This window comes from Mycobacterium scrofulaceum (assembly GCF_002086735.1).
Taxonomy (GTDB): Bacteria; Actinomycetota; Actinomycetes; order Mycobacteriales; family Mycobacteriaceae; genus Mycobacterium; species Mycobacterium scrofulaceum.
Window position 1 is genome coordinate 1 of record NZ_MVIJ01000097.1, and the last position, 8,121, is coordinate 8,121.

Annotated in this window: 8 protein-coding genes; 4 read left to right on the forward strand and 4 right to left on the reverse strand. The window is 67.5% G+C overall.

Annotation, left to right across the window (positions count from 1 at the left end; translation table 11 throughout):
* The first annotated feature begins 104 nt into the window (after positions 1–104).
* Positions 105–1,451, forward strand: coding sequence for an HNH endonuclease signature motif containing protein (locus BST44_RS28310; RefSeq protein WP_083179991.1), 1,347 nt, complete (start codon positions 105–107; stop codon positions 1,449–1,451).
* 6 nt (positions 1,452–1,457) lie between these two features.
* Here BST44_RS28310 and BST44_RS28315 read toward each other — a convergent pair whose 3' ends face one another.
* Both BST44_RS28315 and BST44_RS28320 read right to left on the reverse strand, forming a co-directional pair.
* The gene (locus BST44_RS28315; protein ID WP_083179992.1) at positions 1,458–2,540 is read right to left on the reverse strand and encodes an NAD(P)H-dependent amine dehydrogenase family protein; all 1,083 of its coding nucleotides are present in this window, start codon (positions 2,538–2,540) and stop codon (positions 1,458–1,460) included.
* On the reverse strand, positions 2,537–3,544 hold the full coding sequence (locus BST44_RS28320; protein WP_083179993.1) for an aromatic ring-hydroxylating dioxygenase subunit alpha: 1,008 nt from the start codon (positions 3,542–3,544) through the stop codon (positions 2,537–2,539). Before BST44_RS28320 ends, BST44_RS28315 begins: the two co-directional genes overlap by 4 nt.
* A 186-nt stretch (positions 3,545–3,730) precedes the next feature.
* Between BST44_RS28320 and BST44_RS28325 the strand changes: the two genes are divergently transcribed.
* Both BST44_RS28325 and BST44_RS28330 read left to right on the forward strand, forming a co-directional pair.
* Entirely contained in the window at positions 3,731–4,306 is a 576-nt protein-coding gene (locus BST44_RS28325; RefSeq protein WP_439330760.1) for a TetR/AcrR family transcriptional regulator, read from the forward strand.
* Positions 4,303–4,884: a GNAT family N-acetyltransferase gene (locus tag BST44_RS28330; protein ID WP_083179994.1), complete on the forward strand. Its 582-nt coding sequence runs from the start codon at positions 4,303–4,305 to the stop codon at positions 4,882–4,884. Before BST44_RS28325 ends, BST44_RS28330 begins: the two co-directional genes overlap by 4 nt.
* On the opposite strand, the gene BST44_RS28335 is transcribed toward BST44_RS28330, so the two are convergent.
* Positions 4,802–6,262, reverse strand: coding sequence for a flavin-containing monooxygenase (locus BST44_RS28335; protein ID WP_083179995.1), 1,461 nt, complete (start codon positions 6,260–6,262; stop codon positions 4,802–4,804). The two genes, BST44_RS28330 and BST44_RS28335, sit on opposite strands and share 83 nt — an antisense overlap.
* A 9-nt stretch (positions 6,263–6,271) precedes the next feature.
* Positions 6,272–6,733: an SRPBCC family protein gene (locus BST44_RS28340; protein WP_083179996.1), complete on the reverse strand. Its 462-nt coding sequence runs from the start codon at positions 6,731–6,733 to the stop codon at positions 6,272–6,274.
* Between the two features lie 99 nt (positions 6,734–6,832).
* Between BST44_RS28340 and ald the strand changes: the two genes are divergently transcribed.
* Entirely contained in the window at positions 6,833–7,948 is a 1,116-nt protein-coding gene (ald, locus tag BST44_RS28345; protein ID WP_083179997.1) for an alanine dehydrogenase, read from the forward strand.
* Positions 7,949–8,121: the final 173 nt, after the last annotated feature.

The window sequence follows — 8,121 nt, forward strand, 5'->3', positions numbered from 1 at the left end:
ATCCACTGGGCGTACGCGCGCATTTCCGGTGAGGCAACGACCCACCCTTTCGCGCGCATTTCTGACGAGTCAACGCGTCCGCCTGTTGCCAATAGTCTTCGAACATGGGTTCGATTGAGGTGCCGGCCGAGGTCGCTGCCGCGCTGGACGCGCTGGACGCGGCCGACGCGGCGGTACGCGGGCTGAACTTCGCCACGCTCAGTCCGGCCGTGCGGTTGCACGTGCTCGAAGCGATGGAGCGCTCCCAACGGCGCCAGATGGCCGTCGGCACCGACGTGATCGCCGGCCTGGCGAACGAGGATCCCGGCGACGTCGGCGGTCCGGTCCATAAGGTGATCGCCGACTGGCTGCGGATCAGCTACGCCGACGCGTGCCGACGCGTTCGAGACGCCAAGCAACTCTCGCCGCGCCTGAGCCTCACGGGCCAGCAGCTCCCACCGGAGCTGCCTGCCACCGCCAAGGCATGGCGAGACGGCGTCCTGGATGGGCAGCACCTGCGGGTGATCCAAACGTTTGTGCGTGACCTGCCGGAGGCCTTGCCCGCCGACACGGTGGAGGCGGCCGAGCGTTTCCTGGCCCAGCAGGCGGCGGGTCTGCGTCCCGACCAGCTGCAAAAGGTCGCCCACCAGTGCGCCCTATGGCTCAACCCCGACGGCAAATTCTCCGATGCCGACCGCGCCCGCCAGCGCGGCTTCAGCTGGGGCGCGCAGCGGCCCGACGGGATGAGCGTCGGGAAACTGGTCGCCACCCCGGAACTGCGGGCCAACCTCGATGCCTGGCTGGCGCGGTTCGCCGCCCCGGGGATGTGCAACCCGGAGAGCGAAAAGCCTTGCGTCGAAGGCAAGCCCAGCGACGAGCTGGCGAGCGGCGACGTGCGCAGCCACGCACAGCGCCAGCACGACGCAATCAACGCGTTGGTCCGCGGCCGGCTGGGCGATCCGAAACTGGGCGCGCACAACGGGCTGCCGGTCACCGTCATCGTCTCCACCACGCTGCAGGAGTTGACGGCGGGCACCGGGCGCGCGGTCACGGGCGGCGGAACAGTGCTGCCGATGAGCGACGTGATCCGGATGGCGCGCCACTCCTACCACTACTTGGCCGTGTTCGATGAACATTCGGGCCGCCCACTGTATCTCGGTCGATCACGCCGCATCGCCACACCGGACCAGCGCATCGTCCTGTACGCGAAGGACCGCGGCTGCACGCACCCCGGCTGCGACGCGCCTGGCTACTGGTGCGAGGTCCACCATCTCGACGAATGGGCCACCGGCGGGCTGACCGATGCCGACAAGCTCACCTTCGCCTGCACGCCGCATCACAAGCTGATCGAAAAGGGCTGGCGGACAAGGAAACGTCCGGACGGGCGCACCGAATGGATCCCGCCGCCACCCCATGACCGCGGGCAGCGCACGAACGACTACCACCACCCGGAACGCTCCGAAGATCCTTGACCCGGGCTAAATCTTGAAGCGCCCGGCGAAGCCGCGCAGCGGCAAGTCGGCGCTGGTGATGAGCCCAGGCGGCGCCGCGACCACCGATTTGATCGAGGCCAGCGCGGGCATGCCGGTGACGGTCATGCCGATGGAGGCGAAGTTGTCCGGATTGGACAGGTCCACTCCGGGTTTGGGGAAGATCATGTGCTTGTTATAGATGCACGGGTCGCCCTTGATCTGGGTGATGTAGCAGCCCTTGATGTTCCAGCTCGGGTCGGTGTGCGGGGTCATCTGCCACTCCAGGTGCGTCTCGACCCGCGGCACCCCGTCCACCATGCCCTGGTACTTGATGTAATTGCCGCCCAGCGAGCCCTTGGGCAACGTGTACCACCCCAGGTCCACATCCTTGGTGCAGGCACCCAGCTCGTAGCTGAACTTCACCTCGTCGAGGGTCAGGTCGAAGCAGTCGGCCATCATCAGCACGCTGTCGGCGAAGACGCGGGTGTACTTCTCCAGCTTCGCCGGGATCTCCGGATCGTCGACCGGCTGGCCGTAGCCCACCTCGATCCACGTGTCCTTGGAGTGGTGGCAGGACACGTCGACGGACTCGATGGTGGTGACGTTCTCGATGTCGGCGACGTCGGCCGAACACACCACCCCCAGGATTTGGTTCAGGCCGGGGTTCATCCCGGTGCCGTAGAACGTCGCGCCACCCTTCGCGCACGCCTCGGCCAGCAGCCGGCTCACCGGCTTGCCCGACGGATGCGGATGGTTCTTGTCGCGGTGCCAGCCGGTGATCCAGTCGGCGGTGGTGACGATGTTGATGCCCGCCTCAAGGACTTTGACGTAGAGGTCCTCGTCGGGAAACACGCCGTGGAAGGTGAGCACGTCCGGCTTGGCGGCGATGATCTCCTCGACGGTGCCGGTCGCCATGACCCCGTTGGGAGCCACGCCGGCAAGCTCGCCGGCATCTTTGCCGACCTTCTCCGGCGAATAGCAATGCACGCCAACAAGTTCGAGATCCGGCTGGGTGGCGATCCGCCTAATCATCTCCGAGCCGACGTTTCCGGTGGCCACTTGGAAGACACGGATCGGTGCGTCAGTCATTGCATTGGGCCTTCCTGTGATGCAAATGCTTCGGGATAGAACTGCTTGGCCCACGTGCGGATTGCGGTGAAGCCCTGGTATTCGTCGGTGGCCAGCGCCGGCGGGTCCGAATAGCGCTGATGCTGCCAGATCTCGATGTCCTGCTCGAACTGCCGGATCACTTCGCGGCCGAACTCGGCGGCCTTGCGCTCGGCGCGGGCCGGGTCTTTGCCCGGGGTCCGGCCGATGTAAACCATGAACCGGACGTCGGAGGTGGATTCGTCGACCGGGGTCACCGCGGAGATGGTGCGGTTGTCCACCATTCCCCAGCTCTTGGTCACCGCGATGCCCAGCCCGCCGTTGACGGCCTCGACGCCGCTGTTGACGTCCTCGATCTTCTGCCCGTCGTCGCCTTCGAACGTGATCGTGAAGTCGACGAAGGACACCGGTTCGGCGAAGTCGTGGCGGGTGAACACCGGAACGATGGGCGTTTTGTGCACGAACTTGAAATGCGCGAAGTCGACGCCGTTTTCGAGCACGTACTGCGGATGCAGTTCCAGGGCCTGCCGGTACAGGCGCTGCTGTGGGTAGTAGTCGTCCGCGCTGCTGCCGTCGCCGAATGCGCCGAAGACGTCCGGCGCGTCGAAGTAAGGCTCGCGCCGCTCGACGTCGTGCCAGATGTAGACCGACGCGTTGCGTTCCACCACCGGGTAGGTGCGGATGCGACGGCCGCGGTTGGGCCGGTCCTGGTAGGGAATGCAGACGTTGCGGCCCTCCTGGCTCCATTGCCACCCGTGGAACGGGCACTGCAGCACCTCGCCGACGACCGTGCCGCCGTAACCCAAGTGCGCGCCCAGGTGCTCGCAGTACGCGTTCATCACCGTGAGCTGCCCGGACTCGGCGCGCCACGCGACCATCTCCTGGTCGAAGTACCTCATCTTGTGCACGTCGCCGACGGCGATCTCGTCGGACCACGCGACCTGAAACCACCCGGTTGGTTTCATCGACAACGGCGGCTTAGCCATGCGAAATCCCTCCTCGGGAAGGAATGATAGGCCCCGTTCCGACAGTAATCAAAGTACCCTCTATGAAACATTGGCCATTCTCCGCGATAGGCTCGGCGAATGGCTCGGCAGATGACTCGGCAGGTGAGCGGGGCGGGAACCGCGAACCGGCGCCCCAACCGGCGCGGCAACGCCACGCGCGAGAGCATGCTGGAGGCCGCGCTCAAGTCGCTGGCCTCCGGCGACCCGGGCTCGGTGTCGGCCAACCGCATCGCCAAGGACATCGGTGCCACCTGGGGCGCCGTGCAATACCAATTCGGCGACACCGACGGGTTTTGGGCGGCGGTGCTGCACCGCACCGCCGAGCGGCGCGCCGCGACCTTCTCGACGCTGTCGAGCCCGATCTCCCCGGACGCGCCCCTGCGCGAGCGGGTCGGCGCCATCATCGACACCCTCTACGGCGGGCTGGCGTCGCCGGACTCGCGGGCGATCGAGAACTTGCGCGCGGCGCTCCCCCGCGACCCCGACGAACTCGAGCGCCTCTTCCCGCGCACCGCCGCCGAACTGTTCTCCTGGGGCAAGAGCTGGCTGGAGACCTGCCAGAACGCGTTCGCCGGCCTGGACGTCGACCCCGACCGGGTGCGCGAGGTGGCCGCCCTGATACCCGGCGCGATGCGCGGCCTGGTGTCCGAGCGCCAGCTCGGCTCGTACGCCGACCTGGACATGGCGCGCCGCGGGCTGACCAACGCGCTGGCCGCGTACCTGGAGCAATCCCGCCCGTGACGACCCGCGCCGTCACCATCCGGCGTGCCGGGCCGGGCGATCTGGCGAACGTCGCGGAAATGCACTACCCGGTCTGGCGGCAATCGTGGACCGGCATACTGCCGGATTCCACGATCGACGTCCTCGGATCGCCGCGGCGTTGGGCCGTCCTGGCGTATCCGAGAGTCCTACAACGCCGCGGCTGGAGCATGTGGATCGCCGAATCCGATTCCCGGACAATAGGAATGACCATCTTCGGACCCGATCCGGCGGATCGCGGACAGATCGAACTCGACTCGCTCTACATCGCGGCGGAATGCCAACGGCGCGGGATCGGTGCCCGCCTGCTCGCCACGGCCCTGGGCGAAAGCCCGCCAGGGGACGTCGTCCTGTGGTGCGCCGAACACAACACGCAGGCACGACTCTTCTACGAGAAGAACGACTTTCGCGCCGACGGCCGCACCCTGGACTGGCAGCCACTGCCCGGTGTCAACGTGCCCCACCTGGGCTACCGGCTCAGCCGGCCGCCACGTGCCGGCGCAGGTCGTACTGACCGAGGTCGGTCTTCGCCAACATCGCCCGGTGTTCGCCCGGCGTGAAGGGCCACACCTCGGGCACCCCGTCCTTGTTCAGGTACCAACTCTGGCAGCCGGTGGTCCACACCGTGTCCGGCATCGCGGCGCGCAGCTTGGCGTTGAAGCTCTCGGTCGCCGGCCAGGTCGGTTCGACAGTGTCGAATTCACCACGGCGCCAACGCTGAATCCAGCGCAATATGTGGTCGGCCTGCGATTCGGCGACGGTCGTCAGCGCGAGGTTGCCGACGGGGCTGTGCGGCCCGAGCATCATGAAGAAGTTGGGAAATCCGGGCAGGGCCACCGTCTGGTAGGCCCGCGGACCGTCGCGCCACACGTCGTCGGCGGCAAGGCCGTCGCGGCCGACCAGCTGCATGGGCCGGAAGAACGCGTGGGTGTCGAATCCGGTGGCGAGCACGATGACGTCCGCCTCGTGCAGGACGCCGTCGCCGGTCACGATGCCGCGCCGCTCGATGTGGTCGATTGGGGCGGTGACCAATTCGACGTCGTCGCGCTGGATGGCCCGGTAGAAGCCGTTGGACATCACCAGCCGTTTGCACATCGGCGTGTAATCGGGCGTCAGGGCCCGGCGCAACGCGGGGTCGCGGACCTCGCGCAGGCTGGCGCGGCACAGCGCCCCCATCATCTTGCGGCGCAGTCCCGGCTTGGTGAGCCCGGCCGCGAACAGGTCGAAGCCGAAGCTGTAGCAGCGGTACGCGATCCGGTCGAGCCAGCCGAACCTGCGATGGGTGATGCTAGTGAACCTGCTGTATCGCGGGTTGGGCAGCCGCAGCACCCACTGCGCGGTGCGCTGGAACAGCATGACCCGGCCCGCCACGCCGCTCAGCCCGCACACCAACTGCACACCCGTCGACCCGTTGCCGATGATGGCGATCCGCCGCCCGCGCAATTCGACGGAGTGATCCCACCGCGCCGAGTGAAAAGCGTGTCCGCCGAAGTCATTCAACCCGGGAATCGAGGGCCTCCGGGGGTGATGAAGCACGCCGGTGGCGCAGATCAGGAAGTCGACGGTCGACTCCACGCCGCCGGCCGTGCGTAACCGCCAGCGCCCGTCCTCGAATCGCGCATGGGAGATCTCGGTGCCGAACCGGATGCGGTCGCGCAGCCCGAAGTGGTCGGCGACGTCGCGGAAATAGGCCTGGATCTCCCCGCCGGGCGAGAACAGGTGCGACCAGTTCGGGTTTCGCGAGAAGGTGTACTGGTAGACCCGCGACGGTATGTCGCACACCAAGCCGGGGTAGGTGTTCTCCCGCCAGGTCCCGCCGACCTCGTCGGCCTTCTCGTAGATGGTTACATCGCTTATCCCGTTGCGCAGCAATGCGATCGCGACGCACAGGCCGGACATTCCGGCTCCGACGACGGCAACGGCAGGATCGCGGCGCATGGTCGCGGGCTACTCGGACTCGGCGCGCTGCTTGAGGCGCTGCAAGGTGAGCCGGATGTGTTCGGTGTTGGCGGCCACCCGATCCGGCACACCGGTGGCCCTGCCGGCGAGCTTGCGGAACCAGGCGGGCCTGCGGTCCCAGGTGCTCTCGGTGACCCGGCATCCGCCGTCGGCCGCCACGATGTCGTATTGCCACCGCGCGATCGGCAGCACCGTATGCCGCACGTCGAACGCGAAGCGGCGGCCCGGCTCCGCGTCGGTGACCGTGCACTTGGTGGTCCAGCGGAGTTTGCCGTTCTCGTTCTGACCGGTGAACACGGCGCCTGGGCGCGCCGCGTCGCCCTTGCGCCACTCCATCGCCACCGCCTCCTCGGCGAGCGAGGCCAGCGTGGGCAGATCGGTGATGAGCCGATACACCACGTCGGGGCCCGCGTCGACCTGCACGGTGGCCGTCACGCTCGGGTCAGTCATTGGCCGATCATAGCCAGCACGCGTGCGGTTTCACCGCGATTGCGGCCCATCCGAACTTTCTCCACACTTGAGGGCGAACCTCCACAGCAAGGGGCAACCATGCGAGTCGGCGTACCCACCGAGACCAAGGTCAACGAGTTCAGGGTGGCCATCACGCCCGCCGGGGTCGCCGAGCTGAGTCGCCGCGGCCACGACGTGCTCGTCCAGGCCGGCGCGGGTGAGGGATCGTCCATCCCCGACGAGGAGTTCAAGGCCGCGGGCGCCCAATTGGCCGGCTCGGCCGAACAGGTGTGGGGCGAGGCTGACCTGCTGCTGAAGGTGAAGGAACCGATCACGGCCGAATACGGCCTGCTGCGCCCACGCCAGGTGTTGTTCACCTATCTGCACCTGGCCGCCTCGCGTGCCTGCACCGAAGCGCTATTGGCTTCCCGCACAACGTCGATCGCGTATGAGACCGTGCAGGCCGCCGACGGCAGCCTGCCGTTGCTGGCTCCGATGAGCGAGGTCGCCGGCCGGCTCTCGGCGCAGGTCGGCTCGTACCATCTGATGCGGTCACACGGCGGGCGGGGCGTGCTGATGGGCGGTGTTCCGGGCGTCAAACCCGCCGACGTCGTGGTGATCGGCGCCGGTACGGCAGGCTACAACGCCGCCCGCGTCGCGGGCGGCATGGGCGCGAGCGTGACGGTTCTCGACGTCAACATCGGCAAGCTACGCCTGCTCGACGCGGAGTTCGGCGGGCAGGTTCGCACCCGCTACTCGTCGGCGTACGAGCTCGAGGGCACCGTCACGCGCGCCGACCTGCTGATCGGGGCGGTCCTGCTGCCCGGCGCCAAGGCCCCGGAGCTTGTGTCGAATTCCCTTGTCGCGCAAATGAAACCGGGTGCGGTTTTGGTGGACATCTCCATCGATCAGGGCGGCTGCTTCGCCGATTCCCGGCCGACCACGCACGACGACCCGACGTTCGCCGTGCACGACACGCAGTTCTACTGCGTGGCGAACATGCCCAGCGCGGTGCCCAAGACGTCGACGGTGGCGTTGACCAACGCCACAATGCCCTACGTGCTCGAATTGGCCGACCGTGGCTGGCAGGCGGCGTGCCGGTCGGATCCGGCTCTCGCCAAAGGGCTTTCGACGCACGACGGCGCGCTGCTGTGCGAACGAGTGGCCACCGACCTGGGTCTGCCGTTCACCGATCCGGCGGGCCTGCTGGGCTAGTTGTGTGACTGACGGTGGCCGGTGACAGGCTGAGCTTTGGTCTTTTGTAGCAGTCTTTCGTAGGGGGTTTGGCCGCCGAGGCCGCCATGGGGACGGTTCTCTTGGGCTCGCGGCCTGAGTCGCGGTAGTGTCCCGGTGTTTCCGCAGTTCGCGCGGCTGGCTGCTGAAGAATA

What these genes read in the sequence shown, in the direction of transcription:
- BST44_RS28310 (WP_083179991.1), top strand. Translation starts at nt 105, where the DNA reads ATGGGTTCGATTGAGGTGCCGGCCGAGGTCGCTGCCGCGCTGGACGCG.
- BST44_RS28315 (WP_083179992.1), bottom strand. Translation starts at nt 2,540, where the DNA reads ATGACTGACGCACCGATCCGTGTCTTCCAAGTGGCCACCGGAAACGTC.
- BST44_RS28320 (WP_083179993.1), bottom strand. Translation starts at nt 3,544, where the DNA reads ATGGCTAAGCCGCCGTTGTCGATGAAACCAACCGGGTGGTTTCAGGTC.
- BST44_RS28325 (WP_439330760.1), top strand. Translation starts at nt 3,731, where the DNA reads ATGCTGGAGGCCGCGCTCAAGTCGCTGGCCTCCGGCGACCCGGGCTCG.
- BST44_RS28335 (WP_083179995.1), bottom strand. Translation starts at nt 6,262, where the DNA reads ATGCGCCGCGATCCTGCCGTTGCCGTCGTCGGAGCCGGAATGTCCGGC.
- BST44_RS28340 (WP_083179996.1), bottom strand. Translation starts at nt 6,733, where the DNA reads ATGACTGACCCGAGCGTGACGGCCACCGTGCAGGTCGACGCGGGCCCC.
- ald (WP_083179997.1), top strand. Translation starts at nt 6,833, where the DNA reads ATGCGAGTCGGCGTACCCACCGAGACCAAGGTCAACGAGTTCAGGGTG.